Here is a 25,161-nt window from a genome sequence, read left to right as displayed (position 1 = left end):
CGCTGATCGGGCACAAAAGCACGAACGCACGGTGCTTTTGTGCCCGCTCAGCTCGTCCGGGACGTGCTTTTGTGCCCGCTCGGCGTGTCAGGCGGAGACGGTGACGGGCACTCCCGTGAGCGCAGCGTTGCCGGAGACGTCGAGGCGCTCGGGGTCGGTCAGGTCGTTGATCGACACCCCGGGCAGCTCGGCGGCGCGCTTCATCCCGGGGTTGCGGGCGTGGCCGTAGCCGTGGGGGAGGCTGACGACGCCGGGCATCATGTCGTCGGTCGCGGCGACCTCGACGCGCACCTTGCCCACGCGTGAGGTGACCGTGACGACCGCGCCGTCCTCGAGCGAGCGCTCGGCCAGGTCGGCCGGGTGCATGAGGAGGTGGTGGCGGGCCCTGCCGCGGGTCAGGCGGCCGGCGTTGTGCATCCACGAGTTGTTGTCCTGCTTGTGGCGGCGCCCGATGAGCAGCAGCTCACCCTCGGCAGGCGGCTCGACGGTGGTCAGGCGCTCGAGGTCGGCGAGCACCAACGGCGGCGCCAGGCCCATCCGGTGGTCCCGCGTCTGCAGCCGGTCGGGCAGCAGGTTCGGCCGCAGGGGGCCCAGGTCGACGCCCGAGGGGTTGGCCCGCAGCTTGCGCAGTGTCACCCCGGTTCGACCGCGCGCGAGCAGCAGCCCGACGAGGCGCGTCGGGCTCAGGCCGAGGCGCGCTCGCAGCGTCAGCCGCGCCTTGAGGGAGGGCTTGCGGTCCAGCTTGTCGATCGTGGCCAGCGCGACGTCGCGGTAGATCTGCCAGTCGTGGCGGGCTTCCGGTTCCTTCTCGAACACCGCAGGCGTGAAGCGGGCGGTGTTGCGTACGGCGAAGGTCTGGAAGATCAGGTCGTAGTGGTCGCGCTCCAGTGCCCCCGTCGGCGGCAGGATCACGTCGGCGTGCCGGGTCGTCTCATTGACGTAGATGTCGACGGCCGCCATGAAGTCCAGGCCTGCCAGCGCCTCGTCGAGCCGAGCGCCGTCGGGGGTCGACAGGACGGGGTTGCCCGAGAGGGTCAGCATCGCCCTGACCTGCCCCGCGCCGGGGGTGGTGATCTCCTCGCGGAGCGCGGACACGGGCAGCTCGCCGGCGGTCTCGGGCAGGCCGCGGACACGGGACTGCCAGGCGTTGTGGTGGCCGCGCCCGATCAGGCCGGTGCCGACGGCGTCGATCGCGGGGGAGGAGAACATCGCGCCGCCGACCGAGTCGAGGTTGCCGGTGACGATGTTGAGCAGGTTGACCGCCCACTGGCAGACCGAGCCGAACTCGTGGGTCGAGACGCCGACCCGGCCGTAGGCCACCCCGCCCTCGGCGGTGGCGAGCTCGAGTGCGACGCGCTCGATGTCCGCGGCAGGGACGCCGCTCATCTGCTCCGCCAGGGCGGGGGTGAAGTGCGCGACCGCCGACTCGACCTCGGCCAGCCCGTCGGCGTACGCCGGAGCGAGCGCGAGCCCGTCGGCGAACAGCACGTTCAACATCGCGAGCAGCACCCACGCGTCCGTGCCGGGTCGGATGAAGTGGTGCTCCGTGGCGACCTTGGCGGTCTCGGTGCGCCGTGGATCGAAGACGACCATGTGGCCGCCGCGACGCTTGAGCTCGCGCAGCCGGGTGGGGAAGTCGGGCACGGTCATCAGCGAGCCGTTGGAGGCCATCGGGTTGGCGCCGAAGACGAGGAAGTAGGTGGTGCGGTCGATGTCGGGGATCGGCAGCAGCAGCTGGTGGCCGAACATCAGGTGCGCGAGCAGCTGGTGGGGGAGCTGGTCGACCGAGGTGGCGCTGAAGGTGTTCCTCGTGCGCAGGGCCTTGACCAGGCCGATGCCGTGGGTCATCGAGCCGAGGCTGTGCACGTTGGGGTTGCCGAGGTAGATGCCGAGCGCATCGCGGCCGTGCGCGTTGATGGTCGCGGCCAGCCCGCTCGACACCAGCTCGATCGCCTCGGTCCAGCCGATCTCGTGGAACTCGCCGGTCGCCCGGTCGCGGCGCACGGGTCGGCGCAGCCGGTCCGGGTCGGTGTGGATGTCCGCGATCGCGACGCCCTTCGGGCAGATGTGTCCGCGGGACAGCGGGTCGTCGGGGTTGCCCCTCACCGAGGTGACGGTGCCGTCCTCGATCGTGAGGACGAGACCGCAGATGGCTTCGCAGAGGTTGCAGACGCCGATGCGTTGCTGCGCCGCTTCGTGGGCTGACATCTGCGGATCATCACATGCCGACACGCCCATCGGAACTGTGGTGTCGACGGTAGTGCGCTATCCGCACTACTGTTCACGGCATGGACAACACACAGCTCCTCAAGGGAGTGCTCGACCTGGCGGTGCTCGCCGTGGTCGACGACGAGGACGGCTACGGCTACGACGTCGTCCGCCGCCTCCGGGCGGGCGGCCTCGACGAGGTCGGCGACGCGTCGGTCTACGGCACGCTGCGTCGGTTGTACGCCGCCGGCGCCCTGACCTCCTACGTCGTCCCGTCGGAGAGCGGACCGCACCGGAAGTACTACGGCATCACGCCGTCGGGCCGCGACCAGCTCAAGACCCAGAGCGACGACTGGGCGCACTTCTCCACCACCGTCACCAACCTGCTGCAGGGGGCCTCGGCATGAACGACACGATCCGACTCACGCCCGAGGTCGACGCCTTCGTCGCCGCCGTGCGCGCACGCTTCTCCGACCTCGGTGCCGACGAGCGTGAAGACCTGCTCGACGGGCTGGAGGCCGACATGGCCGACCTCGTCGCCGAGCGTGGCCCCGAGGCCCTCGGTGATCCCGATGCGTACGCCGCCGAGCTCCGTGCGGCGGCAGGGCTGGCGCCCGCCGGCCCTGGTCGCAGGCAGTGGTCGACCACGTCCCCGACGGCCGTGCTCGACGCCGCGAGCACGCACTGGAGCCGCCTCCTGGACAAGATGCCGGCCGACATCGGCTCGGCCGTCCGGGCGGCGCGCCCGGCGTGGTGGGTCTTCCGTGCGTGGCTGGCGGTGATGTGGTTCAACTACACGTTCGCCCGGTGGGCGGCGCGCCCCGACGTCGCGTGGCTGCCGACACCTTCGTGGGGGCTGGGGCTGCTGATCCTCGCGGTGGCATCGATCGTCAGCATCCAGATCGGTCGGGGCAAGATCTGGCCGGGCACGTCGGGACTGCTCGCTCGAGTGGTGCTGCTCGTCCTCAACGTCTTCGCGCTGCTCATCACGTTCGACACGCTCCAGCGGGTCGAGTACTCGATCCAGGACGACATGGTCGAGAGGCTCGGTTACAACGGCCAGCCGACCCCGACCCCGGGGCTCACCTTCAACGGCCAGCCCGTGACCAACGTCTATCCGTTCGACGCGGCCGGCAATCCGCTCGTCGGCGTGCAGCTGGTCGATGACCAAGGGCGACGGCTGAAGATCGATCCTGACTACGCGTACATCGACAACGGCGAGCGAGTTCTTGCGCCGTGGCTCAACGGGCGCACGGAGCTGTACAGCGTGTTCCCGCTCCCGGAGCGGGACTGGGACGACATGGCCTGGGAGGCGGTCGGCGAGCCGACGCTGCAAGCGCCGCCGTTCGCCGTACTTCCGCCGGTGACGCTGGACGGCGTGACCCCGACCGTGACGGCTCCCGTCGAGGCCGAGAAGCGCCGCGAGAAGAAGCGGCGCCCCTGACCGACCGTGTGGATCTGGTGTCACGGGGGTGCAGCAGATCCACACGGTCACCACCCCTGCGGGGGATGTGCGGCGCGCCGAGGTGGTGGACGCTCCGGGGCGGGGCATTCGCCCTCACCATCGCCCGGACAGAAGGAGACACATCATGGGTTACGGACTGGGAGTCTTCCTGCTTGCGATTGGGCTGATCCTCGCCTTCGCGGTGCGGGACATGATCGAGGCAGTCGACCTCACCGTGGTCGGCTACATCCTGTGCCTCGCCGGCATCCTGGTGATCGCGCTCACCGCGATCCAGACCAACACGCGCCGGCGAGCGACCACGACCGCCACCACCACGGACGCCCACGGTCGCCAGGCGACCACCGAGCGGCGTACCGAGACGGACCCGCCTCCGCCGCCGGCGATCTGACGCACGACAGTGAGTGGTCACCCGGGTCCCAGCGTTTTGGGGCCCGGGTGACTGCGTTGTTAGTCTTCTCAGGTTGCCCACCCCGGTGGGAATTGCCGTCTGAACGGCCGCGGATCGAGAGAGCCCCGGACATCCTGTCCCGAGCGCCGCGCAACGAGACACGAGAGGAGCCCCGCATGTCGATCGGTACTGACGCGGAGACCAAGAAGAAGATCATCGCCGAATACGGTCTGACCGAGGGCGACTCCGGTTCGCCCGAGGTGCAGATCGCCCTGGCGAGCTACCGCATCGCTCACCTCACCGAGCACCTCAAGATGCACAAGAAGGACCACCACAGCCGTCGTGGCCTGCTGCTCCTCGTGGGCAAGCGCCGTCGTCTGCTCAACTACCTGCAGAAGACCGAGATCGAGCGCTACCGCTCGATCATCGAGCGCCTCGGTCTCCGACGCTGACGTCGTGAGGAGCGGTTCCCCGGTCGGGGAGCCGCTTCTCAGCATTTCGGCCCCCAGCCGATAGGCTCGGAGCCGAACCAACTCAACTGAACACTCCAGATCCAGGAGCGACCCGCCTCGCCCGGCTCGGTCCTCGGTAGTGGCCTTCAGGTGAACGCACCTGCGGGCCTCGATCGAAGACCGGCACTCACATGAGCGGCGTCGCGGATCGCTCCGCGAAGAGAAAGGGAAACCCTTTGAACGAGGGCCCCATCATTTCCGCCGTCGAGACCGTTCTCGACAATGGCAAGTTCGGCAAGCGCACCATCAAGTTCGAGACCGGCCTGCTGGCCCGTCAGGCCGCCGGCTCCGTCACGGCCTACATCGACGACGAGACCATGCTGCTCTCGGCGACGACCGCCGGCAAGACGCCGAAGGACCACTTCGACTTCTTCCCCCTCACGATCGACGTCGAGGAGCGGATGTACGCCGTGGGCCAGATCCCCGGCTCCTTCTTCCGTTCCGAGGGTCGCCCGGGCGAGGACGCGATCCTCACCTGCCGCCTCATCGACCGGCCGCTGCGCCCGACCTTCAAGAAGGGTCTGCGCAACGAGGTCCAGGTCGTCATCACCGTGATGGCGCTCGACCCCGACATGCCCTACGACGTGCTGGCGATCAACGCCGCGTCGCTGTCGACCCAGCTCTCCGGCCTGCCGTTCTCCGGCCCCGTCGGTGGCGTCCGCGTCGCCCTCATCGAGGGCCAGTGGGTCGCGTTCCCGACCCACTCGCAGCTCGAGGACGCCGTCTTCGACATGGTCGTGGCCGGTCGCGTGACCGAGACCGGTGACGTCGCGATCATGATGGTCGAGGCCGAGGCCACCGAGCGTGTCATCGAGCTCGTCGCGGGCGGCCAGAAGGCCCCCACCGAGGAGGTCGTGGCCAGCGGCCTCGACGCCGCGAAGCCCTTCATCAAGCAGCTCATCGAGGCCCAGGTCGAGCTCGCCAAGGAGTCGGCCAAGCCGGTCCAGGAGTTCCCGATCTTCCTCGACTACGAGGACGACGTCTACGCCGCCGTCGAGGGTGCCGTGTCGGCTCCCACCGCCGAGGCGCTCACGATCGCTGACAAGCTGGAGCGCGAGGCCAAGCTCGACGAGATCAAGGCCGGGCTGCTCGAGTCGCTCGCCGGTCAGTTCGAGGGTCGCGAGAAGGAGATCGGCGCTGCGTTCCGCTCGCTGAACAAGTCCCTCATGCGCCAGCGCGTGCTGCGCGACAAGATCCGCATGGACGGTCGCGGCCTGGCCGACATCCGTCCGCTGCACTCCGAGGTCGGCGTGATCCCGCGCGTCCACGGCTCGGCGCTGTTCGAGCGTGGCGAGACCCAGATCCTGGGCGTCACCACCCTCAACATGCTCAAGCTGGAGCAGCAGCTCGACACGCTCTCCCCGGAGAAGCACCGTCGCTACATGCACAAGTACGTCTTCCCGCCGTTCTCGACGGGCGAGACCGGCCGCGTGGGCTCGCCCAAGCGTCGCGAGGTCGGCCACGGTGCGCTCGCGCGCCGCGCGATCCTGCCCGTGCTGCCGACGCGTGAGGAGTTCCCCTACGCGATCCGCCAGCTCTCCGAGGCCATGGGCTCCAACGGCTCCACCTCGATGGGTTCGGTCTGTGCCTCGACCCTGTCGCTGCTGCAGGCCGGTGTGCCGCTCAAGGCCTCCGTCGCCGGCATCGCGATGGGCCTCATCTCCGACGAGGTCGACGGCAAGACCGAGTACGTCGCGCTGACCGACATCCTCGGCGCCGAGGACGCGTTCGGCGACATGGACTTCAAGGTCGCCGGCACGCGCGAGTTCATCACCGCGCTGCAGCTCGACACCAAGCTCGACGGCATCCCGGCCGAGGTCCTCGCTTCGGCGCTGACCCAGGCCAAGGGCGCCCGTCTGGCGATCCTCGACGTCATGGCCGAGGCCATCGACGCCCCCGAGGAGATGTCGCTCCACGCCCCGCGGATCATCACGATCAAGGTCCCCGTGGACAAGATCGGTGAGGTCATCGGGCCGAAGGGCAAGATCATCAACCAGATCCAGGACGACACGGGCGCGACCCTGTCGATCGAGGACGACGGCACGGTCTACATCGGCGCGACCAACGGCGAGGCTGCCCAGGCCGCCAAGGACGCCGTCAACGCGATCGCCAACCCGACCATGCCCGAGGTCGGCGAGCGCTACCTCGGCACCGTCGTCAAGACGACCAACTTCGGCGCGTTCATCTCGCTGATGCCCGGCAAGGACGGCCTGCTGCACATCAGCAAGCTCCGCTCCCTCGCCGGCGGCAAGCGCGTCGACGCCGTCGAGGACGTCCTGTCGGTCGGTCAGAAGATCCAGGTCGCGATCGGCGAGATCGACGACCGCGGCAAGCTGTCGCTGGTCCCGGTCGTGGAGGAGGGCGCCGAGGCGTCCGAGTCCGACGAGTCCACCGAGGCGACTGACGCCGAGTGACCACCCGCACCACCCGTCCGACCGGTCAGCAGAGCTCCTCTGCTGGCCGGTCGGCCGTTCCCCAGAAGATCGGTTCCACCCGGACGGTCCAGACCGTCAAGGACGCCGACGGCCAGGTGACGTCACGCATCCGCCGTACCGTCCTGCCCGGCGGCCTGCGGGTCGTCACCGAGCAGATGGCCGGTGCGCGCTCCGCGAGCATCGGCGTGTGGGTCAACGTCGGTTCGCGCGACGAGACCCCGGCGCTGCACGGCTGCTCGCACTTCCTCGAGCACCTGCTCTTCAAGGGCACCCGTGAGCGCTCCGCGCTCGACATCTCGGTGGCCCTCGACGCGGTCGGCGGCGAGTTCAACGCCTTCACCGCGAAGGAGTACACCTGCTTCCACGCGCGCGTGCTCGACGACGACCTGCCGCTCGCTGTCGACGTCATCGGCGACATGATCACCAGCTCGCTGATCACCGCTGCCGACGTCGAGGCGGAGCGCGACGTGATCCTCGACGAGATCGCGATGCACGACGACGACCCCGACGACGTCGTCCACAACCTCTTCGCCCACCAGGCCTTCGGCGACTCGCCGCTGGGCCGCCCGATCGCGGGCACGCACGCCTCGATCACCTCGATGACGCGTGAGCAGGTCGTCCGGTTCTTCCGGCGTCACTACCGGCCCGACAACATGGTGGTCGCGGTCGCCGGCAACCTCGACCACGCCAAGGTCGTGAAGGACGTACGCCGCGCATTCGGCCGCCAAGGCTTCCTCGACGGCGACGCGGAGCCCGTCGGGCACCGCAACACCACCAAGGCGCGCGCCGTCTCGCCGGGGGAGTCGCACACCACGCGCCCCTTCGAGCAGGTCAACATCGTCCTCGGGATGAAGGGCCTGACCCGCAGCGACGAGCGCCGCTACGCCCTCGGCATCCTGAACACGGCCCTCGGCGGCGGCACGTCGTCACGGCTCTTCCAGGAGGTCCGCGAGCACCGCGGGCTCGCCTACTCCGTCTACTCCTTCGCCTCCCACCACGCCGACGCGGGCCTGGTCGGGGTCGCGGTCGGTTGCCTGCCCGGCAAGCTCGACGACGTGCTCGCGACCGTCCGCGCCGAGCTCGCCAAGGTGGCGGCCGAGGGCATCACCGCCGAGGAGCTCGATCGTGGCAAGGGCCAGCTCCGCGGCGGGCTCGTGCTCGGGCTGGAGGACTCCGGGTCGCGGATGTCGCGCCTCGGGAAGGCGGAGCTCGTCTACGACGAGTTCCTCTCGATCGACGACGTGATCGCCAAGATCGACGCGGTCACGCTCGAGGAGGTCCGCGACATCGCGGGAGCCCTGTTCGCCCAGCCGGAGGTCCTGGCCATCGTCGGCCCGGCCTGACCCCTCGCGCCCCCTGTTCCCCCGCATATGCGGGGGAGTGTCACCTTCGTGAGTGTTGCAACACCCCAGAACGTTCGATTCCCCCGCAGAGGCGGGGGAATCGAACGTTCCTGACGGTTTCCGCCGGGAGCGGCTCAGCGCCGCCCGATGATCCCGATCACGGCGGGGGCCTTCTGCTCCACGACGGACACCCGGAAGCCGCCGCGCAGGAGGGCCTCGGAGGTCTTCTTGACGATGTTCGGGACGAGCTCGGGGCGGTTGGCCTCGTAGAAGAAGTAGACGGCGCCGCCCGGCACGACGCGCTCGTGCAGCAGGGCGATCTCGTCGTCGCAGCGGCGCACCCAGAAGAGGTTCACGTTGAACGCGAAGACCTTCGTGAGGCGCTTCACCGGGACGCGCAGGGTCGCGAGGTCGATCTGGCGCACGACGAGGCGTCCGCTGTCGACGTACTTCTGGTTGCGGCGCTTGGTGCGGTCCACTCCCGACTCCGAACGGTCGATCGCGAACAGCTTGCCGGTCTCGAGCTTGCCGCAGATCAGCTCGGCTCCAGCACCCGGTCCACAGCCGATCTCGAGGACCTGGTCGTTGGGCTGGATGTCCATGAGCTCCACGGCCCATCGGATGCGCGGCGGGATCGTCTGCACTGGCATGGTCACAGCCTGCCACTTCCTGGTTCACCCGTCAGTCACCGCCACCCAGCGGGCACACATCACAGTAGGTTGAAGCCGTGAGTGAACAGTTCAAGGTCGCAGTCCTGGGTGCCCGCGGCAAGGTCGGAGCGGAGATCTGCCGAGCCGTCGAGGCGGCCCCCGATCTCGCCCTCGTGGCACAGATCGACGCCGGCGACGACATCGCCGAGCTGGTCGCCAGCGGTGCGCAGGCGATCGTGGACTTCACCCACCCCGACGTGGTGATGACCAACCTGGAGTTCTGCGTCGCCCATGGCATCCACGCCGTTGTCGGCACCACCGGTTTCGACGACGAGCGGCTCGCCCAGCTGCGCGGCTGGCTCGAGGTGAGCCCGCAGACCGGCGTCCTGATCGCTCCCAACTTCTCCATCGGCGCGATCTTGATGATGCGCTTCGCCGCCCAGGCGGCGCCCTTCTTCGAGTCCGTCGAGGTCGTCGAGCTGCACCACCCGGACAAGGCCGACGCCCCGAGCGGTACGGCGCGGCGTACCGCCGAGCTCATCGCGCAGGCGCGCCGGGAGGCCGGCAGTGCCCCGATGCCCGACGCGACCTCCACGGGCCTCGACGGGGCTCGCGGGGCGGACGTCGACGGCGTCCGGGTCCACGGCCTGCGCGTCCGCGGGCTGGTGGCCCACCAGGAGGTCATCCTCGGCGGCGTGGGGGAGACCCTGACGATCCGCCACGACTCCCTCGACCGGGCCTCCTTCTCGCCGGGTGTCCTGACGGGCCTGCGCGAGATCGCCGACCACCCGGGTCTCACGGTCGGCCTCGAGCACTTCCTGCCGCTCGGCTGAACGAGTTTCAGCTGATCTCGGACGGTAGGCGGGTAGTTGTCGAATCCTTCGAATCTCGAGATTGGGTAACCACCTGGGCAACCGTGTCAGGCGAGACGGACCAGCGCAGAGACGACCGCTGCGCCGATCACGACCACCAGGAACGGCGCCCGCACGAGCAGGGCCACGACCGCGAATCCGAGACCCGCTGTCCGGGCGTCCACGGTCAGGGCAGGCCCGTCCGACCACACCTGTACGGCGATGAGCGCCGCGAGCAGTGCGACCGGGATGAAGTCGGCGATCCGCTCGACGAGCGGGTTGCTCAACACCCGTTCGGGCAATGAGAGGCCGGCGAGTTTGAGGGCGTAGCAGCCGAGCGCGGCGACGATGATCGCGAGCCACATCAGGGGCGCTCCGAAGGATGAGTCAGGACGCCGGCCAGCAGGGCGACCCCGCCGGCGGCCAGGACGGGCACCCCGGCCGCCGTGAAGGGCACCAGGCCCAGCGCGACGGCGCCGGCGCACACCGCCACGACCTGGTTGCGTCGATCGCTCAGCCGCGGCCACAGGAGGGCGAGGAACGCCGCGCCGACCGCGGCATCGAGCCCGAACGTGCGGGGGTCACCGATCGCCGTACCAGCCAGGGCGCCGAGCAGGGTGGCGGCGTTCCAGAGCACGAAGACGGCCAGCCCGGTGCTCAGGAAGCCCACGCGTGCGGCCGGTGCCGACCCGCGGTTGACCGCCATCGCGGTGGACTCGTCGATGAGGATCTGGGCGGCGGCGACCCGGCGCAGGCCGGAGAACTGGAGGAGCGGCGCCAACCGCAGGCCGTAGAGGGTGTTGCGGGTGCCGAGCAGGATCGCGGTCATGGCGCCACTCAGAGGCGCACCGCCCGCCGCGACCACACCGACGAGCGCGAACTGGGACGCCCCCGTGAAGACGAGCAACGAGAGCGCGCAGGCCTGCAGGACGCTCAGCCCTGCCGTGACCGCGACGGCGCCGAAGGAGATGCCGTAGGTGCCGGTGGCGATCCCGACCGCGATGCCGTCGCGGATCATCCGCGAGCGTTCGGCAGGTGGCAGGGGAGCCGACATCAGCCGATCGCGGTGTGGAGCCGGACCTGCTTGACCGTGGTCGTCCCGGTGCCGTCGAGGTCGAGCTCGCGGTGGGCGCCGTCGGGCGCCCAGCCTGCCTCGGTCAGGAAGCGGCGGTGGTCGTCGTCGGTGGCGATGACCCAGCTCACCGCGCGGGTGAACCGGTCGGCGGCGAGGGTGTCGACGGCCGCCTGGAGCAGGCGCGAGCCGTGGCCCTTGCCGCGCTCGGCGGGGTCGAGGGTGAGCTCGCTGAGCTCGCCGTCGTCGATCGGGTTGGCGTCCGGGTCGGACGTCGGACCGGTGACGGCGAAGCCGGTCACGCGGTTGCGCTCGAGCGCGACCAGCACCCGGTTGCGGGCGTCGTCGGGCTTGCCCAGGGACACCCGCCAGGCCGCCGCGACCGGCTCGGGGTCGGACGGCAGGGCCTCGGCAGGGACCACATCGGCGTACAGCACCTGCCAAGCGCGGACCTGGACGGCGGCGATGGCATCGGCGTCGTCGGCCCAAGCGATGCGCACGGACACGTCGGCGGTCGGGGCGTGGCTCATGGGCCCATCCTCACACCAGGCGTAACGGGGGCTGACCCCGGTTGCCGCCCCAGATGGATGGCTCCGGCCACCGAGAGGGCCAGGCCGGCGACGACGACGCTGGGCCAGCCCCGGAGGCCAGCGCCCTGGCGAGCCCGAGGATCAACCGGAGCTCAGCGGTAGTGCTCGGGCAGCGTCTGCCCGATCTTGACCTTGGCCTTCGGCATCCGCATGAACTTCATCTGCAGCGCACGCATGATCGCGTAGTAGGTCGTGCCCTTGGTGGGCTCGTCGGGGAAGCGTCGCGCGAGCTCACGGCGCAGCCGGAAGCGCATCACGAAGATGTCCAGCGCGACCAGGAGGACGGTGCCGAACAGCACGGTGTTGCCGACGCCGACGAGGTAGGAGTTGCCGGAGTAGCCCAGCAGCAGCGTCACGATGAGCAGCGGCACCATCAGCTCGACGAAGGAGAAGCGCGAGTCGACGAAGTCGCGGATGAAGCTGCGGACCGGGCCCTTGTCCCGGGGGAGCAGGTAGCGCTCGTCCCCGGCCTTCATGCCGGCCCGGATGGTCTTGCTCGACTCGGCGCTGACGCCGCGCTTGGCCATCATCTGCTCGCGCCGGGTGCGCGGCACCTTGGCGCGGGCCTTCGCCGCCGCCTCGGCCTCCTTACGGCTCGGCGTCGGGCGGCCCTTGCCACCCGGCTTGTCCACGACCGGGGTGGTGGAGCTGGTGTCCTGCGACTTGCTTCGACCGAACAACTGAGCCTCATGAGATCGGGTGACGTGAACCTTCAGCCTACCGGCGCCTATCACTGCCTTTGGGTTTGGTCCTAGGGTGAAGGCAGAACCCCGAGGGTGACACAGGAGAGAACATCCCCATGAGTGTGATGAAGCGCTTGAGTCTGATCTTCCGTTCCAAGGCCAACAAGGCGCTCGACCGCGCCGAGGATCCGCGCGAGACCCTTGACTACAGCTACCAGCGCCAGCTGGAGCTGTTGAGCAAAGTACGCCGCGGGGTCGCCGACGTCGCCACGAGCCGCAAGCGCGTGGAGCTGCAGATCAAGCAGCTCGAGACGCAGTCGGCCAAGCTCCAGGGGCAGGCCGAGAAGGCCATCGCTGCCGACCGCGAGGACCTGGCCCGTGAGGCGCTGACCCGCAAGTCGGGGCTCACCACGCAGATCCAGGACCTCCAGGTCCAGCACGCCAACCTCCAGGGCGAGGAGGAGAAGCTCGTCCTCGCCCAGCAGCGCCTGCAGACGAAGGTCGAGTCCTTCCGCACGCGCAAGGAGACGATCAAGGCCAACTACACCGCGGCCGAGGCGCAGACGCGCATCGGCGAGGCGATGTCGGGCATCGGCGAGGAGATGGGCGACGTCGGCCTCGCGATCCAGCGGGCCGAGGACAAGACGGCCCAGATGCAGGCCCGGGCCGGTGCCATCGACGAGCTCATCGCCTCCGGCGCCCTCGACGACGCGTCCTCGCTCAACGCAGGCGACGACATCGCTCGCGAGCTCGACGCCCTCAGCTCCACCTCCGACGTCGAGTCCGAGCTGGCGCGACTCAAGGGGAGCAGCAAGCCGCAGGCGATCGAGGCCGGCGACGGCGACATCCTCGCCGACTCCGAGCGGCAGGCGATCGAGCGCGAGATCAGCGAGGGCGGCCCGGCATGATCGTCCGCATCCTCGGCGAGGGCCAGTACGACGTGGCCGACCACGCGCTCGACGCCCTCAACGGCCTCGACCAGCAGATCGAGCTCGCGATCGAGGCGGGCGACGAGGAGATGTTCCGGACCGCCCTGGCCGGGCTGCTGGCGGGTGTGCGCTCCAACGGCACCCACCACGCGCCCGACAGCCTCGACGAGTCCGACCTCATCCTGCCTCCGGGAGACGCCAGCATCGACGAGGTGCGCGAGCTGCTCGGCGATGACGGCCTGATCCCCGGCTGACCTGACCGTGGCGCATTCGCGTTTCATCAAGGACGCCGGTCTGACGGCCCGGATGACCTTGGTCATGTTCCTGCTCGGCGCCTTGTTCGTGGCGCTGATCGTCGCCTTGATGTTCGTGGTCGAGGGCCCGTTCGTCGTCCTGATCGGCCTGGCCGGCATCGGCCTGGTGTTCTGGCAGTGGTGGTCCTCCGACAAGGTCGCCATGAAGGCCATGCGAGCGCGCGAGGTGACTCCCGAGGAGGCCCCCGAGCTGCACGGGATGATCGACCGGCTCTGCGCGTTGGCCGACATGCCCAAGCCGCGCGTCGGCGTCGCCGACATGGACCTGCCCAACGCCTTCGCGACGGGCCGCTCGCCCGACCGGGCCGTGGTGTGCGTGACCACCGGCATCCTGCAGCTCCTCGACGCCGAGGAGCTCGAGGCGGTGCTGGCCCACGAGCTGAGCCACGTCGCCCACCGCGATGTGCTGGTCATGACGTTCGCCTCCTCGGCCGGCATCCTGGCCGGCATGCTGACCAGGGGCGCCCAGTTCACGGGTCTGTCGCGGGGACGCGGCAACAACGGCGGGCTGCCCGCTGTCCTGGTCGCCGTCCTCGTGAGCCTGGTGGTCTACGCCGTCAGCTTCCTGCTGCTCCGCCTGCTCTCGCGCTACCGCGAGCTGTGTGCGGACCGCTCGGGCGCCTACCTCACGATGAAGCCGCAGGCCCTCGCCTCGGCGCTGACCAAGATCTCCGGGGGAGCCGGCGCCATCCCGCAGAAGGACCTGCGCGCCAACAGCGCGGTCAACTCGCTGTTCATCGTCCCGGCCGTCGCCGGCATCTCGATGAAGACCCTCACGGCGACCCACCCCTCCCTCGAGCAGCGCCTCGAGCAGCTGGCCCGGATCCAGGCCGAGCTCGCGCGCCCGATGGGCTGAGGCCGTGCGCTGGGTGGATGCGGTGACCGGGCGCAACAAGCGCGTCACCAACAACCTCGACGCACTGTTCCTGGTCCCGAGCGCGGCGATCACGCTCCAGACCGCGGCCGGCTTCACGCCGACCGGTCAGGGTGCTGTCTGCTACCGATCAGCGACCGGCGCAGCCTTCGCCCAGACGCAGGACGACATGACGGCGCTCATCTCCGACGACCCGGACGCGCCCGCGGTCGAGGTGAGCCGCGACGACTTCGGCTTCACGTGGCTGGTGGTCAACGGCGACCCCGACAACCTGGCCGACCTGTGCACCGACCTGCACGCCGTCAACACCAGCCTGGAGGCGCAGGGCTTCGGGTCCGGCCTGCTCTGCTCGATGGTGACCTTCACCGGCCCGGCCGAGCGACCGGTGGGGCTGGTCTACCTCTACAAGGGCGGGACCTTCTACGCCTTCGCGCCCACCGGCGCCCACCAGCGCGACAACCTGACCGAGATCAGCGTGCGTGACCACCTCGCGGCCGAGCTGCCGATGGAGCGCGACCTGCAGAAGTGGCTCGCCCTGTGGAATGCGCCCGGGCTGTGAGCACCCCCATGAGCACTCGCGAGGAGCTCGTTGCGTTCGCCGAGCAGGCGGCCCACGACCTGAAGAACACCGTGGCAGCGATCACGATGGCCGTCGAGCTGGCCATCGACGTACTCCCCGAGGGCAGTGACGACGACCTGGCGGGCCTGCTCGAGCGCGTGCAGCGCAACGCGACCAAGCTCGCGTCGAGCCTCCAGGAACTGCCGGCGAAGGCCGCCGACTGGCCGCTCGACTGACCTGCGTCAGGCCTTCTTGACCACGCTCGACTTGAGCTGCATCTGACCGAAGCCGTCGACCTTGGCGTCGATGTCGTGGTCGCCGACGCCCTGGGCGAGCCGGATGCCCCGGACCTTCGTGCCGACCTTGAGCGTGCCGCCGCCGGCGCCCTTGATCTTCAGGTCCTTGACGATGACGACGTCGTCGCCGTCGGCCAGCGGGGTGCCGTGGGCGTCCTTGACGACGGCCGCGGCCGCCTCCTCCGCCGCCTCGGTGAGGGACCACTCGTGGGCGCACTCGGGACAGACGAGGAGCGTGCCCATCTCGTAGGTGTAGGCCGACGCGCAGGACGGGCAGGCCGGGAGGGTGTCAGTCACGGTGGGACTTTCCGGGGAGGTCCAGCATGCGCTGGAGGGCGACGAGCGCGTGCTGCTCGGTCTCGTCGTCGACGATGATCTGGTTGACGACGTTGCCGGCGACGAGCGACTCCATCGCCCACACGAAGTGGGGGAGGTCGATGCGGTTCATCGTCGAGCAGTAGCAGACGTTGCGGTCGAGGAAGACGATGTTCTTGTCCGGATGGGCGTCGGCGAGCCGCTTGACGAGGTTGAGCTCGGTGCCGATCGCCCAGGTGGTGCCGGGCTCGGCTGCCTCGATCGTCTTGATGATGAACTCGGTCGAGCCGACGAGGTCGGCCTTGAGGACGACCTCGTGCGTGCACTCGGGGTGGACGAGGATGTTGATGCCCTCGTGCTTCTCGCGCAGCGCGTCGATGACCTCCGGGGTGAAGCGGCCGTGCACCGAGCAGTGGCCCTTCCACAGGATCATCCGCGCGTTCTGCAGCTCCTCGGCCGTGAGGCCGCCACCGGGCTGGAGCGGGTCCCACACGACGCAGTCGTCGAGCGAGAAGCCCATCTTCAGCACCGCGGTGTTGCGCCCGAGGTGCTGGTCGGGGAAGAACAGGATCTTCGCGTCGGGCTTCTGCTCGAAGGCCCACTCGAGGGCGACGTCGGCGTTGGACGAGGTGCAGACCACGCCGCCGTTGCGGCCGCAGAAGGCCTTGATGTCGGCCGAGGAGTTCATGTAGGTGACCGGCACGATGCTGTCCTGGACGCCGGCGTCGGCCATCGCGTCCCAGGCGTCCTCGACCTGGCCGAGGCGCGCCATGTCGGCCATCGAGCAGCCGGCGGCGAGGTCGGGAAGGATCACCTTCTGCGAGTCGGCGGTGAGGATGTCGGCCGACTCGGCCATGAAGTGCACGCCGCAGAAGACGATGAACTCGGCGTCCGGGCGCCCGGCCGCGTCGCGCGCGAGCTTGAAGGAGTCGCCCGTGACGTCGGCGAACTCGATGACCTCGTCGCGCTGGTAGTGGTGGCCGAGCACGAACACCCGGTCGCCGAGGGCTTCCTTCGCCGCGCGGGCGCGCGCCACGAGGTCCGGGTCGGAGGCGGCGGGCATGTCGCCCGGGCACTCCACGCCGCGTTCTGCGGTGAGGTCGCGGCCCTTGCCCAGCGGGAGCAGCGGCAGGTCGATGGTGGTCATGGCCCCAGTCTATTGGGGGCGGCCCACTGCCCTCACAGCAGCGATCCGTGGTGGATGTAGGGCGCCGGCGGCTTCATGCCCCTGAGACACAGGTAGCCGCTCTGGTGCAGCGACATCCGCGCGGCCAGGCCGACGTCGACGGCCCATTCGTTGGCCGCGGTGATGTGGTGCACCGAGACCGTCGTGCCGGGCGTCGAGGAGCCGAGGGCCTCCCACATGACGTCCGTCGCCGTACGCCGCGTGGTGCCTGCGAGGAGGGACGGTGCGCCGGTCTCGTCGACGTAGGCATAGGCGGCGCCGTTCGTGCGCTCGCAGACGATCAGGCGCAGCTGGTCGAGCAGCACCTCGTGGTCGGAGAGGTGGGCGGCGCCGCGGGTCTGCCGGTCGATGGAGTTGAGCAGGTCGATGTCACCGGCGGAGCCCTCACGGACCCGCTCGACGACGGGGATCGCGTCGCGGTCGACGACCCCGGTGAGGAACATCTGGGGGTGCAGCGTGAAGCCCGCGAGCCGATAACGGCGTACGGCGCCCGGATCCGCGCTCGCGGCGAGCATCCCGCGCAGGCACCCCCGGCCGTGGTGCATCGCGGCAGCGAGCAGCTGGTGGCCGATGCCCTGCCCCTGGAGCCCGGGCCTGACCGCGAACGACGCGAGGATCCACATCAGCTCCCGCACGCGGGAGATGGCGCCGCCGACGACCTCGCCGTCGACCTCCGCGACCCAGCAGCCCTCTGGGTCGGTGGTGAGGGTGTGGCGGGTGCGGTCGATCCACAGGCCGTTGCGAGCCGGTGGCCTGATCTCCGGGTCGGGCCAGGAGCGGTGGAACGTCCGCCGGTCGACCTCGTGGTAGCTCGTCGCCGTGATCGCGCTCAGCGCCTCGAGGTCGGCCTCCCGGGCCGGGCGGATCAGCACCTGCGTCATGGCGCCATCCTGCCGTGCACTCCGATGACCCCGAGCGAAGTGGCGCAGCGCGCTGTGGATCGTGTGTGCACGTGCGACAAGATGGCCGGCATGCGCGTGCTGATTGCTCCCGACAAGTTCGCCGGCACGTTGACCGCGGTCGAGGCGGCCGACGCCATCGCCGAGGGCTGGGGGCGGCACTCGCCCGATGACGTGCTCGACCTGGCGCCGATGGCCGACGGCGGCCCGGGGTTCGTCGACGTGCTCCACGCCGCTCTCGGTGGGGAGCTCCTGGGCGTCGCCGTCGAGGCCCCGCACGGCGAGCGCGTGCCCGCGACGATCCTGTTCGTCGAGGACGTCGCCTACATCGAGTCCGCGCAGGCGGTCGGCATCCACCTGATGGAGGGCGGCGCCGAGCTCGGCGACAGCTCCGGGGTGGGGGAGCTGATCCTCGCGGCCATCGAGTCCGGGGCCCGCAAGATCGTGATCGGGCTCGGCGGCTCCGGCACCAACGACGGCGGCGCCGGCGTGCTGGCTGCGCTGGGGGCCACCTCCGACGGCATCCTCGACAGCGGCGCCATCGCCCTCGACACCGTCACCACCGTCGACCTGGGGCCGGCCCGGGAACGCCTGGCCGGCATCGAGCTAGTCGCCGCGACCGACGTCGACAACCCGCTGACCGGCCTCTTCGGCGCGACCAAGACCTTCGGCCCGCAGAAGGGCATCGAGGAGGACCGGATCGTCGAGATCGACGGCGTCCTCGAGAAGTTCGCGGCAGCCACCGATCGCCGTACCTCCCTCGAGAAGGGCGCCGGTGCCGCCGGCGGCATCGGCTTCGCGCTGCTCGCCCTCGGTGCCACCCGGGAGCCGGGGATCGAGCTGGTCGCGCAGCACGTGCGCCTGGCAGCCCGGGCACGACGAGCCGACCTCGTCATCACCGGCGAGGGCGCCTTCGACTTCTCCAGCCGTTCGGGCAAGGTGCCGTACGGCGTCGCCGGGATCGCAGCCGAGGCGTTGCGCCCCTGCATCGCGCTCGCAGGGCAGGTGCTCGTCGGCTCTCGGGAGATGCGGGCGCTGGGCATCGAGTCGGCCTACTCCCTCGTCGACCTGGTGGGGGAGGAGCGGGCGTTCGCCGACCCCTCCGGTGCCCTCGCCGAGCTCGCGCAGCGGACCGCTCGCACCTGGTCTCGCTGATGCGTCACAACGGGTCGGGGAATAACCGCTGATGTGCGAGGATTGAGCCAGGCAACCGCCCGACAATCTTTTTGGGAGCACCAATGACCGAGCAGCTCGAGACGACCACTGACCGCCGCACCGACCAGATCAACCTGAGCGATGTCGCAGCGTCCAAGGTCAAGAGCCTCCTCGAGCAGGAGGGTCGCGACGACCTGGCCCTGCGCATCTCCGTCCAGCCTGGTGGCTGCTCGGGCCTGCGCTACCAGCTCTTCTTCGACGAGCGCACCCTCGACGGCGACGTCACCACCGACTTCGACGGCGTGACCGTGGTCGTCGACCGGATGAGCGTCCCCTACCTCAACGGTGCGCAGATCGACTTCGTCGACTCCATCGAGAAGCAGGGCTTCACGATCGACAACCCCAACGCCACGGGCTCGTGCGCGTGTGGAGACTCCTTCCACTGATCGACCACACAAAGGCCCCCGTCCGATGGACGGGGGCCTTTGCCTTGTCTCGACACCTGGGAGGGCTCAGTCGAGATGCAGGTGGAGCGCGTTGGCGATCCGGGCGGCGGCTTCGCTCACCTGGATCTCGCGCTTGGGTACGTCGCTGGGGAAGTCCGCGAAGTGGAGGCTGGGCGGGGTCTCCACCGCCGCCCGGGCAACCCGCTCGAGGTGGAGGTTCGCGCCGAGGGCGCGGCAGTCGGCAGCCATCTCCGGGGTCGGCGACAGCTCGTCGTGGACCAGGTGCGAGGCAGGAGTGCGAGGCGTCATGCCAAGGACGCTAACGGCTACTCGTGCGTAGCCCACGTCGTACCGATCGGTAGTTTTCGAGGGCTCAACGATGTGGGCGCAGACGCGCGCGCGGGTACTGTTCCGCCGTGCCTCTTCTCATTGCCGGATCCATCGCGACCGACCATTTGATGTCCTTCCCGGGCAAGTTCTCCGACAGCCTCGTCGTCGACCAGCTCGACAAGCTGTCGGTCTCCTTCCTCGTCGAGGACCTCGAGGTGCGCCGCGGCGGCTGCGCCGCCAACATCTGCTTCGGCCTCGGCAACCTCGGTCTGACGCCCGTGCTCGTGGGTGCCGTCGGCGAGGACTTCGCGGAATATCGCGCCTGGCTGGAGCGCCACAACGTCGACTGCGAGTCGGTGCACGTCTCCGAGACGCGGCACACCGCGCGCTTCGTCTGCACCAACGACAGCGCGCACGCGCAGATCGCCAGCTTCTATCCCGGCGCCATGAGCGAGGCCCGCGAGATCGAGCTGAAGCCGATCGCCGACCGCGTCGGTGACCCGGACTTCGTGCTGATCGGCCCCGACGACCCGCAGGCGATGCTCCGCCACACCGACGAGTGCCGCCAGCGCGGCTACAAGTTCGTCGCCGACCCCTCGCAGCAGCTCGCCTTCGGCGACGGCGACATGATCCGGCCGCTGATCGACGGCGCCGAGATCCTCTTCTCCAACGAGTACGAGGCCAACCTCATCACCCAGAAGACCGGCTGGTCGGTCGAGGACGTCCTCTCCCGCGTCGGCACCTGGGTCGTCACGCTCGGCGCCGAGGGCGTCCGCATCGACCGCGAGGGCGCGGAGTCCATCACCGTCGCCGCCGTCCCGGAGATCGAGAAGGTCGAGCCCACCGGTGTCGGCGACGCGTTCCGCGCCGGCTTCCTGGCCGCTCTCGGCTGGGGCCTCTCCCACGAGCGCGCGGCCCAGCTCGGCTGCCTGCTCGCGGTCTACGTCGTCGAGCAGGTCGGCACCCAGGAGTACGTCCTGTCGCGCGCGGCCTTCCTCGAGCGCTGCACTGCGACGTACGGCGCCGACGCGACCGCGGACTTCGAACCGCACCTCGTCACGCTGCACCCCTGACGAGGTCGCTCCGGTCCTGTGACTAGCTGAGTCGCCGGACCAGATAACGAGGCGCGCCGTCGGACGCGGTGTCCTCCCCGGCGTACTCCTGCTCGCGCAGGCGACACCAGGCCGGTACGTCGACGCGTGCTGCCACGTCGTGGGCGACCACGCCGATGAGCTGGCCCACCTCGACGTCGGTGAGGTGCTTGGCCAGCTCGATGACCGGCATCGGGCAGCGCAGCTCCCGACAGTCCAGCTCGACGACGGGTTCGGTCACAGTCCCACCCTCGCTCGCAGCTCGCGGACGACCTCGGGCAGCACGTCGCAGAAAGCCTCGACCTGCTCACGCGTGGTGTCGCGCTGGAGCGAGACCCGCACGTTGCCGTGGGTCAGCACCCCCATCGCCTCCAGGACGTGGCTCGGCGCCAGGGTCGAGGACGTGCAGGCCGACCCGCTCGCGATCCCGAAGCTGCGCCGATCCAGCTCGTGGACGAGCGCCTCGCCGTCGACGTACAGGCACGAGAACGTGACGAGGTGGGGGAGCCGGTCGTCCGGATCACCCACGACCTCGACGTCCGGCACCTCCGCGGCGACGCGGGCGCGCACCAGGGCGATGAGTGCGTGCTGGCGGGCGTTGACCTCGTCGCGCTCGGCCACCACGGCCTGGAGCGACGCCGCGGCCGCGAGGATCGCGGGGACGTTCTCGAAGCCGGAGGTCCGCTCGTCGACCCGGTCGTCGCCGGGGAAGGGGTTGCGCCACCGGGCGCCCTTGCGCACCAGCAGCACGCCGACACCGGCCGGCCCGCCCCACTTGTGCGCGGAGCCGGCCGCGGCGGCCCAGCCCTGGGGGAGGGGGAGCCGGCCCATCGAGGCGCAGGCGTCCATGAAGAGCGGCGCGTCGGTCTGTGCGCCGGCCTTCGCGACGGGTTGGAGGGTGCCGACCTCGTGGTTGGCGCTCTGGACCGCGACCACCGCAGCCGTCGAGGGCAGCTGCGCCAGGTCGACGTGGCCCGCGGTGTCGACCGCGACCGGCAGGGGAGTGCCGCCCCAGCGGGCGGCGTGCAGGACGGCGGAGTGCTCGACGGCCGTGTGGGCGATCGGCAGCCCGTCGCGCAGCCCGCGGTAGGCCAGCCCGAGCAGCCCCCGGTGCACCGCCTCGGTGCCGGTGGCCGTGAAGGACACCTCGTCGGGTCGTACGGCGAGGGCGTCGGCCGTGGCCTCGCGCGCGTTGTCCAGCAGGAGGCGGGCGTCGCGGGCCGTGGCGTGCAGGCGCCGCGGATCGGCGTACCCCCGATCCAGGGCGGCCAGGAACGCCTCGCGCGCCGCCGGGTGCAAGGGCGTCGAGGACGCGGCGTCGATATCCTTGCTCACGCGCCGAACGTAGACCATCGACGGTGATCGGCGCCCCCGGGAACGTGAGCGGCTCGACACCCGACCCGCCACCGCCACCGGACCTGAATGACGATAGTCTTCGCTCGTGTCGAGACTGGACCTAGAGAGAGGCTCGTTCGTGGGTCTGCAACTCCCCAAACGTGCAGCCGCGCCGGTGCGCCGGCTTGCCATGGGTGCGCTGATCGCAGCGACCCTGCTCTTCCTGAGCGCATGCGATGCTGCTGACAAGGACCAGATCGCGCGGCTCGCGATGCCGGAGCCAGCGACGGCCCAGGCGCCCCACACCTTCGAGCTGTGGAAGTGGTCCTGGGTGGCCGCGATGATCACCGGCGCCATCGTCTGGGCGCTGATCTTCTGGGTCGTGGTGAAGTACCGCCGCCGCAGCGACGACGAGATCCCGGTGCAGACGCGCTACAACCTGCCGCTCGAGATCTTCTACACGATCGCGCCGATCATGATGGTGATCGTCTTCTTCTACTGGACCGTCAACGTCCAGAACGAGATGATCGAGATCGAGCCCGAGCCCGACGTGACCATCGAGGTCGTCGGCCAGCAGTGGCAGTGGACCTTCAACCACGGCGTCGGCGAGCCCACCGGGCCGGCCACGCCCAACTACACCGACAACGACTACCGCTACGACGGCTACGTCTACACGGTGGGCGACGGTGACTCGCGTCCGACGCTGATCCTGCCGGTCGACCAGCGGATCCAGTTCAACCTGCACTCGCCGGACGTCATCCACTCCTTCGGCATCGACGCCTTCTTGATGAAGATGGACGTCGTGCCCGGCCGGATCAACAAGTTCCAGGCCACGCCGACCGTGATCGGCGACTACAACGGCAAGTGCTTCGAGCTCTGCGGTGTCGACCACTCGCGGATGCTCTTCGACGTCAAGGTCGTCAGCCAGGCTGACTACGACGCTTATCTCGCAGGCCTGGCCGAGCAGGGCGCCGAGTCCGACGCCCCGCTGCTCGGCGGCGCCAACGCCCGCACCGTGGCCGGGCTCCACGACGACACTGAAGGGGGCCACGAGTGAGCACCGCGACTGCGGCGACCACCGCAACGCCTGCTGGCAAGACGCTGGGCCAGCAGCTGGTCCGGATCATGACCACGACCGATCACAAGCTGATCGGCAAGATGTACCTCATCACCTCGTTCGGGTGGTTCATGGTCGGCGGCTTGATGGCCATGCTGATCCGTTCCGAGCTGGCGTTCCCGGGCAACCAGGTCGTCAACGACGAGCTCTACAACCAGCTCTTCACCATGCACGGCACGATCATGCTGCTGCTGTTCGCGACGCCGCTGTTCTTCGGCTTCGGCAACGTGATCATGCCGCTGCAGATCGGCTCGCCCGACGTGGCGTTCCCGCGACTGAACATGTTCAGCTACTGGCTGTTCCTGTTCGGCGGCCTGATCGCTGCCTCCGGCTTCCTGACCCCGGCCGGTGCCGCCGACTTCGGCTGGTTCGCCTACACGCCGCTGTCCGACGCCGTGCGCTCGCCCGGTGTCGGTGGTGACCTGTGGATCATGGGTCTGTGGATGGCCGGTCTCGGCACGATCCTCGGTGCCGTCAACTTCATCACCACGATCATCTGCATGCGCGCACCCGGCATGACCATGTTCCGGATGCCGATCTTCGTGTGGAACACGCTGATCACCTCGCTGCTCGTGCTGATCGCGTTCCCGATCCTCGCCGGCGCGCTGCTCTCGCTCGAGGCCGACCGCCTCTTCGGTGCCCACGTCTTCGACCCCGTCCACGGCGGGCCGATCCTGTGGCAGCACCTCTTCTGGTTCTTCGGTCACCCGGAGGTCTACATCATCGCGCTGCCGTTCTTCGGCATCGTGTCCGAGATCCTCCCGGTCTTCAGCCGCAAGCCGCTCTTCGGCTACGTCGGACTGGTCGGCGCCACGCTCGGCATCGCGATCCTCTCGGTCGCCGTGTGGGCGCACCACATGTTCGTCACGGGCGCCGTGGACCTGCCGTTCTTCTCCGGCATGACATTCCTCATCGCCGTACCGACAGGCGTGAAGTTCTTCAACTGGATCGGCACGATGTGGGGGGGATCTCTGTCCTTCGACACCCCGATGCTGTGGTCGATCGGCTTCTTGACGACCTTCCTGTTCGGTGGCCTCACGGGCGTCATCCTGGCCAGCCCGCCGCTCGACTTCCACGTGTCCGACTCCTACTTCGTGGTCGCGCACTTCCACTACGTCGTGTTCGGCACCGTGGTGTTCGCGATGTTCGCCGGGTTCTACTTCTGGTGGCCCAAGATGACCGGCCGGATGCTCAACGAGCGCCTCGGCAAGCTGCACTTCTGGCTGCTCTTCGTCGGTTTCCACACCACCTTCCTGGTCCAGCACTGGCTCGGTGTCGAGGGCATGCCCCGTCGCTACGCCGACTACCTCCCCGAGGACGGGTTCACCTCGCTCAACCAGGTGTCCACGATCGGTGCCTTCCTGCTCGGTGCCTCGACGCTGCCGTTCCTCTACAACGTCTTCGCCTCGCGCAACGCGCCGCTCGTCGACGTGGACGACCCGTGGGGCTGGGGCCGCTCCCTGGAGTGGGCCACCAGCTGCCCGCCGCCGCGTCACAACTTCGTCACCATCCCGCGCATCCGCTCCGAGTCGCCGGCCTTCGACCTGCACCACCCGGAGATCGCGATGCTCGAGCTGCACGAGAACGACGCGGAGCGCCGCGGCGACCTCGCCGACGCGCCTGAGGTCGAGGGCCGCGAGGCCATGCTCAACGACCGCATCGACAACGACATCGACACCGAGGGAGACGCCCGATGAAGAACGAAGCATGGCTGTTCGTCATCTGCACCGTCTTCCTGGTCCTGGTCACGCCGGCCTACTGGCTGATCACCTACGACTGGACCGGCACGTCGGCCCTGACGATGACCACCCTGCTGACGCTGATGGTCTCGCTCTACCTCGGCGTGCACGCCGCCCGGATGGACCCTCGTCCCGAGGACCGCAAGGACGGCGAGATCGCCGACGGCGCGGGCGAGCTGGGCTTCTTCCCGCCCTACTCGTGGTGGCCGCTGTGGTGCGCCCTGGCGCTGTCCACCGTGGTCTTCGCGACCGCGATGTCCGCCTGGTGGCTGTTCATCATCGGCGGCGTCATCGGCATGGTGACGCTGAGCGGCTGGATCTTCGAGTACTACCGCGGCGAGCACGCGCACTGATCCCCGGTTGCGTCGTGGTGACGTAG

General features: G+C 69.5%; 30 protein-coding genes. 18 read left to right on the top strand and 12 right to left on the bottom strand.

The annotated features are described in order from the left end of the window. Nucleotides 1-87 precede the first annotated feature (87 nt). Nucleotides 88-2,208, bottom strand: a complete 2,121-nt coding sequence (locus tag C9J87_RS04760; protein ID WP_198652276.1) for a molybdopterin-dependent oxidoreductase — start codon at nt 2,206-2,208, stop codon at nt 88-90. A gap of 80 nt (nt 2,209-2,288) precedes the next feature. Here C9J87_RS04760 and C9J87_RS04755 point away from each other — a divergent pair, with 80 nt between their 5' ends. The 6 genes from C9J87_RS04755 (at nt 2,289) to C9J87_RS04730 (ending at nt 8,351) form a co-directional block, all read left to right on the top strand. Then, nucleotides 2,289-2,615, top strand: a complete 327-nt coding sequence (locus tag C9J87_RS04755; protein WP_010833646.1) for a PadR family transcriptional regulator — start codon at nt 2,289-2,291, stop codon at nt 2,613-2,615. Beyond that, complete coding sequence (locus tag C9J87_RS04750) at nt 2,612-3,652, top strand: hypothetical protein (protein WP_010833645.1); 1,041 nt, start codon at nt 2,612-2,614, stop codon at nt 3,650-3,652. Before C9J87_RS04755 ends, C9J87_RS04750 begins: the two co-directional genes overlap by 4 nt. Before the next feature lie 145 nt (nt 3,653-3,797). Further along, nucleotides 3,798-4,061, top strand: a complete 264-nt coding sequence (locus C9J87_RS04745) for a DUF6458 family protein (RefSeq protein ID WP_010833644.1) — start codon at nt 3,798-3,800, stop codon at nt 4,059-4,061. 176 nt (nt 4,062-4,237) lie between these two features. After that, nucleotides 4,238-4,513: a 30S ribosomal protein S15 gene (rpsO, locus tag C9J87_RS04740; RefSeq protein ID WP_010833643.1), complete on the top strand. Its 276-nt coding sequence runs from the start codon at nt 4,238-4,240 to the stop codon at nt 4,511-4,513. Nucleotides 4,514-4,704: 191 nt separating this feature from the next. Further along, nucleotides 4,705-6,987 carry a polyribonucleotide nucleotidyltransferase gene (locus C9J87_RS04735; protein WP_084622876.1) on the top strand — a complete coding sequence of 761 codons (2,283 nt, stop codon included), beginning with the start codon at nt 4,705-4,707 and terminating at the stop codon, nt 6,985-6,987. Next, the gene (locus C9J87_RS04730) at nt 6,984-8,351 is read left to right on the top strand and encodes a M16 family metallopeptidase (RefSeq protein ID WP_010833641.1); all 1,368 of its coding nucleotides are present in this window, start codon (nt 6,984-6,986) and stop codon (nt 8,349-8,351) included. Before C9J87_RS04735 ends, C9J87_RS04730 begins: the two co-directional genes overlap by 4 nt. A gap of 134 nt (nt 8,352-8,485) precedes the next feature. On the opposite strand, the gene C9J87_RS04725 is transcribed toward C9J87_RS04730, so the two are convergent. Further along, complete coding sequence (locus C9J87_RS04725; protein WP_036493126.1) at nt 8,486-9,001, bottom strand: class I SAM-dependent methyltransferase; 516 nt, start codon at nt 8,999-9,001, stop codon at nt 8,486-8,488. Between the two features lie 77 nt (nt 9,002-9,078). On the opposite strand from C9J87_RS04725, the gene dapB reads away from it, so the two are divergent. Then, entirely contained in the window at nt 9,079-9,834 is a 756-nt protein-coding gene (gene dapB, locus C9J87_RS04720; RefSeq protein ID WP_010833639.1) for a 4-hydroxy-tetrahydrodipicolinate reductase, read from the top strand. Nucleotides 9,835-9,920: 86 nt separating this feature from the next. Here the strand turns inward: dapB and C9J87_RS04715 are convergent, their stop codons facing one another. From C9J87_RS04715 to C9J87_RS04700, 4 genes are all read right to left on the bottom strand, one after another. Then, the gene (locus C9J87_RS04715; RefSeq protein WP_010833638.1) at nt 9,921-10,217 is read right to left on the bottom strand and encodes an AzlD domain-containing protein; all 297 of its coding nucleotides are present in this window, start codon (nt 10,215-10,217) and stop codon (nt 9,921-9,923) included. Further along, on the bottom strand, nt 10,217-10,906 hold the full coding sequence (locus C9J87_RS04710; protein WP_036491018.1) for an AzlC family ABC transporter permease: 690 nt from the start codon (nt 10,904-10,906) through the stop codon (nt 10,217-10,219). The genes C9J87_RS04715 and C9J87_RS04710 overlap by 1 nt, the downstream gene beginning before the upstream one ends. Then, nucleotides 10,906-11,454 (bottom strand): GNAT family N-acetyltransferase, encoded by a 549-nt coding sequence (locus C9J87_RS04705; protein ID WP_010833636.1) that lies wholly within the window; start codon nt 11,452-11,454, stop codon nt 10,906-10,908. Before C9J87_RS04705 ends, C9J87_RS04710 begins: the two co-directional genes overlap by 1 nt. 152 nt (nt 11,455-11,606) lie before the next feature. Next, nucleotides 11,607-12,194 carry a DUF3043 domain-containing protein gene (locus C9J87_RS04700; protein ID WP_010833635.1) on the bottom strand — a complete coding sequence of 196 codons (588 nt, stop codon included), beginning with the start codon at nt 12,192-12,194 and terminating at the stop codon, nt 11,607-11,609. 119 nt (nt 12,195-12,313) lie between these two features. Between C9J87_RS04700 and C9J87_RS04695 the strand changes: the two genes are divergently transcribed. Genes C9J87_RS04695 through C9J87_RS04675 form a run of 5 tightly spaced genes read left to right on the top strand, consistent with a single transcriptional unit; the run spans nt 12,314 to nt 15,109 of the window. After that, nucleotides 12,314-13,105, top strand: coding sequence for a PspA/IM30 family protein (locus C9J87_RS04695; protein WP_010833634.1), 792 nt, complete (start codon nt 12,314-12,316; stop codon nt 13,103-13,105). Then, nucleotides 13,102-13,380, top strand: coding sequence for a PspA-associated protein PspAA (pspAA, locus tag C9J87_RS04690; protein WP_010833633.1), 279 nt, complete (start codon nt 13,102-13,104; stop codon nt 13,378-13,380). The genes C9J87_RS04695 and pspAA overlap by 4 nt, the downstream gene beginning before the upstream one ends. Nucleotides 13,381-13,387: 7 nt before the next feature. Beyond that, nucleotides 13,388-14,296, top strand: coding sequence for a zinc metalloprotease HtpX (htpX, locus tag C9J87_RS04685; RefSeq protein WP_010833632.1), 909 nt, complete (start codon nt 13,388-13,390; stop codon nt 14,294-14,296). 4 nt (nt 14,297-14,300) lie between these two features. Further along, nucleotides 14,301-14,873, top strand: a complete 573-nt coding sequence (gene pspAB, locus C9J87_RS04680; RefSeq protein WP_107704858.1) for a PspA-associated protein PspAB — start codon at nt 14,301-14,303, stop codon at nt 14,871-14,873. A gap of 8 nt (nt 14,874-14,881) precedes the next feature. Further along, on the top strand, nt 14,882-15,109 hold the full coding sequence (locus C9J87_RS04675; protein ID WP_010833630.1) for a hypothetical protein: 228 nt from the start codon (nt 14,882-14,884) through the stop codon (nt 15,107-15,109). A 6-nt stretch (nt 15,110-15,115) separates the two neighbouring features. On the opposite strand, the gene C9J87_RS04670 is transcribed toward C9J87_RS04675, so the two are convergent. The 3 genes from C9J87_RS04670 to C9J87_RS04660 are packed head-to-tail and all read right to left on the bottom strand — an operon-like array spanning nt 15,116 to nt 17,551. Further along, nucleotides 15,116-15,466: a zinc ribbon domain-containing protein YjdM gene (locus C9J87_RS04670; RefSeq protein ID WP_010833629.1), complete on the bottom strand. Its 351-nt coding sequence runs from the start codon at nt 15,464-15,466 to the stop codon at nt 15,116-15,118. Further along, complete coding sequence (gene nadA / locus C9J87_RS04665) at nt 15,459-16,631, bottom strand: quinolinate synthase NadA (RefSeq protein WP_010833628.1); 1,173 nt, start codon at nt 16,629-16,631, stop codon at nt 15,459-15,461. Before nadA ends, C9J87_RS04670 begins: the two co-directional genes overlap by 8 nt. A gap of 32 nt (nt 16,632-16,663) precedes the next feature. After that, nucleotides 16,664-17,551 (bottom strand): GNAT family N-acetyltransferase, encoded by an 888-nt coding sequence (locus tag C9J87_RS04660; RefSeq protein ID WP_010833627.1) that lies wholly within the window; start codon nt 17,549-17,551, stop codon nt 16,664-16,666. 90 nt (nt 17,552-17,641) lie between these two features. On the opposite strand from C9J87_RS04660, the gene C9J87_RS04655 reads away from it, so the two are divergent. Next, on the top strand, nt 17,642-18,724 hold the full coding sequence (locus C9J87_RS04655; protein WP_107705015.1) for a glycerate kinase family protein: 1,083 nt from the start codon (nt 17,642-17,644) through the stop codon (nt 18,722-18,724). An 83-nt stretch (nt 18,725-18,807) separates the two neighbouring features. Continuing rightward, complete coding sequence (gene erpA, locus C9J87_RS04650; RefSeq protein WP_010833625.1) at nt 18,808-19,170, top strand: iron-sulfur cluster insertion protein ErpA; 363 nt, start codon at nt 18,808-18,810, stop codon at nt 19,168-19,170. Between the two features lie 66 nt (nt 19,171-19,236). Here the strand turns inward: erpA and C9J87_RS04645 are convergent, their stop codons facing one another. Further along, nucleotides 19,237-19,479 (bottom strand): hypothetical protein, encoded by a 243-nt coding sequence (locus C9J87_RS04645; protein WP_010833624.1) that lies wholly within the window; start codon nt 19,477-19,479, stop codon nt 19,237-19,239. Nucleotides 19,480-19,586: 107 nt separating this feature from the next. Here C9J87_RS04645 and C9J87_RS04640 point away from each other — a divergent pair, with 107 nt between their 5' ends. Beyond that, on the top strand, nt 19,587-20,573 hold the full coding sequence (locus tag C9J87_RS04640; protein ID WP_036491013.1) for a carbohydrate kinase family protein: 987 nt from the start codon (nt 19,587-19,589) through the stop codon (nt 20,571-20,573). 22 nt (nt 20,574-20,595) lie between these two features. Here C9J87_RS04640 and C9J87_RS04635 read toward each other — a convergent pair whose 3' ends face one another. Next, a complete protein-coding gene (locus C9J87_RS04635; RefSeq protein WP_010833622.1) occupies nt 20,596-20,832 on the bottom strand; it encodes a sulfurtransferase TusA family protein in 237 nt (78 codons plus the stop codon). Beyond that, entirely contained in the window at nt 20,829-21,926 is a 1,098-nt protein-coding gene (locus C9J87_RS04630) for a cysteine desulfurase family protein (RefSeq protein ID WP_232819832.1), read from the bottom strand. The genes C9J87_RS04635 and C9J87_RS04630 overlap by 4 nt, the downstream gene beginning before the upstream one ends. A 139-nt stretch (nt 21,927-22,065) precedes the next feature. On the opposite strand from C9J87_RS04630, the gene ctaC reads away from it, so the two are divergent. From ctaC to C9J87_RS04615, 3 genes are read left to right on the top strand one after another with little or no spacing between them, the layout of a single operon-like run. Beyond that, nucleotides 22,066-22,983, top strand: coding sequence for an aa3-type cytochrome oxidase subunit II (gene ctaC, locus C9J87_RS04625; protein ID WP_232819831.1), 918 nt, complete (start codon nt 22,066-22,068; stop codon nt 22,981-22,983). Continuing rightward, the gene (gene ctaD, locus C9J87_RS04620) at nt 22,980-24,740 is read left to right on the top strand and encodes an aa3-type cytochrome oxidase subunit I (protein WP_456299533.1); all 1,761 of its coding nucleotides are present in this window, start codon (nt 22,980-22,982) and stop codon (nt 24,738-24,740) included. The genes ctaC and ctaD overlap by 4 nt, the downstream gene beginning before the upstream one ends. After that, a complete protein-coding gene (locus tag C9J87_RS04615) occupies nt 24,737-25,135 on the top strand; it encodes a cytochrome c oxidase subunit 4 (RefSeq protein ID WP_107704855.1) in 399 nt (132 codons plus the stop codon). Before ctaD ends, C9J87_RS04615 begins: the two co-directional genes overlap by 4 nt. The last annotated feature ends 26 nt before the right edge of the window (nt 25,136-25,161 follow it).

The sequence above is a fragment of the Nocardioides allogilvus genome, assembly GCF_003047285.1.
Taxonomy (GTDB): Bacteria; Actinomycetota; Actinomycetes; order Propionibacteriales; family Nocardioidaceae; genus Nocardioides; species Nocardioides allogilvus.
This window is presented reverse-complemented; position numbering and strand designations above follow the sequence as displayed.

Bases quoted from the DNA above. Each gene is read 5' to 3' on its own strand.
- C9J87_RS04760 (WP_198652276.1), bottom strand. From the start codon at position 2,208: ATGTCAGCCCACGAAGCGGCGCAGCAACGCATCGGCGTCTGCAACCTC.
- C9J87_RS04755 (WP_010833646.1), top strand. From the start codon at position 2,289: ATGGACAACACACAGCTCCTCAAGGGAGTGCTCGACCTGGCGGTGCTC.
- C9J87_RS04750 (WP_010833645.1), top strand. From the start codon at position 2,612: ATGAACGACACGATCCGACTCACGCCCGAGGTCGACGCCTTCGTCGCC.
- C9J87_RS04745 (WP_010833644.1), top strand. From the start codon at position 3,798: ATGGGTTACGGACTGGGAGTCTTCCTGCTTGCGATTGGGCTGATCCTC.
- rpsO (WP_010833643.1), top strand. From the start codon at position 4,238: ATGTCGATCGGTACTGACGCGGAGACCAAGAAGAAGATCATCGCCGAA.
- C9J87_RS04735 (WP_084622876.1), top strand. From the start codon at position 4,705: ATGAGCGGCGTCGCGGATCGCTCCGCGAAGAGAAAGGGAAACCCTTTG.
- C9J87_RS04725 (WP_036493126.1), bottom strand. From the start codon at position 9,001: ATGCCAGTGCAGACGATCCCGCCGCGCATCCGATGGGCCGTGGAGCTC.
- C9J87_RS04715 (WP_010833638.1), bottom strand. From the start codon at position 10,217: ATGTGGCTCGCGATCATCGTCGCCGCGCTCGGCTGCTACGCCCTCAAA.
- C9J87_RS04710 (WP_036491018.1), bottom strand. From the start codon at position 10,906: ATGTCGGCTCCCCTGCCACCTGCCGAACGCTCGCGGATGATCCGCGAC.
- C9J87_RS04705 (WP_010833636.1), bottom strand. From the start codon at position 11,454: ATGAGCCACGCCCCGACCGCCGACGTGTCCGTGCGCATCGCTTGGGCC.
- C9J87_RS04695 (WP_010833634.1), top strand. From the start codon at position 12,314: ATGAGTGTGATGAAGCGCTTGAGTCTGATCTTCCGTTCCAAGGCCAAC.
- pspAA (WP_010833633.1), top strand. From the start codon at position 13,102: ATGATCGTCCGCATCCTCGGCGAGGGCCAGTACGACGTGGCCGACCAC.
- C9J87_RS04675 (WP_010833630.1), top strand. From the start codon at position 14,882: ATGAGCACTCGCGAGGAGCTCGTTGCGTTCGCCGAGCAGGCGGCCCAC.
- nadA (WP_010833628.1), bottom strand. From the start codon at position 16,631: ATGACCACCATCGACCTGCCGCTGCTCCCGCTGGGCAAGGGCCGCGAC.
- C9J87_RS04660 (WP_010833627.1), bottom strand. From the start codon at position 17,551: ATGACGCAGGTGCTGATCCGCCCGGCCCGGGAGGCCGACCTCGAGGCG.
- C9J87_RS04655 (WP_107705015.1), top strand. From the start codon at position 17,642: ATGCGCGTGCTGATTGCTCCCGACAAGTTCGCCGGCACGTTGACCGCG.
- erpA (WP_010833625.1), top strand. From the start codon at position 18,808: ATGACCGAGCAGCTCGAGACGACCACTGACCGCCGCACCGACCAGATC.
- C9J87_RS04645 (WP_010833624.1), bottom strand. From the start codon at position 19,479: ATGACGCCTCGCACTCCTGCCTCGCACCTGGTCCACGACGAGCTGTCG.
- C9J87_RS04615 (WP_107704855.1), top strand. From the start codon at position 24,737: ATGAAGAACGAAGCATGGCTGTTCGTCATCTGCACCGTCTTCCTGGTC.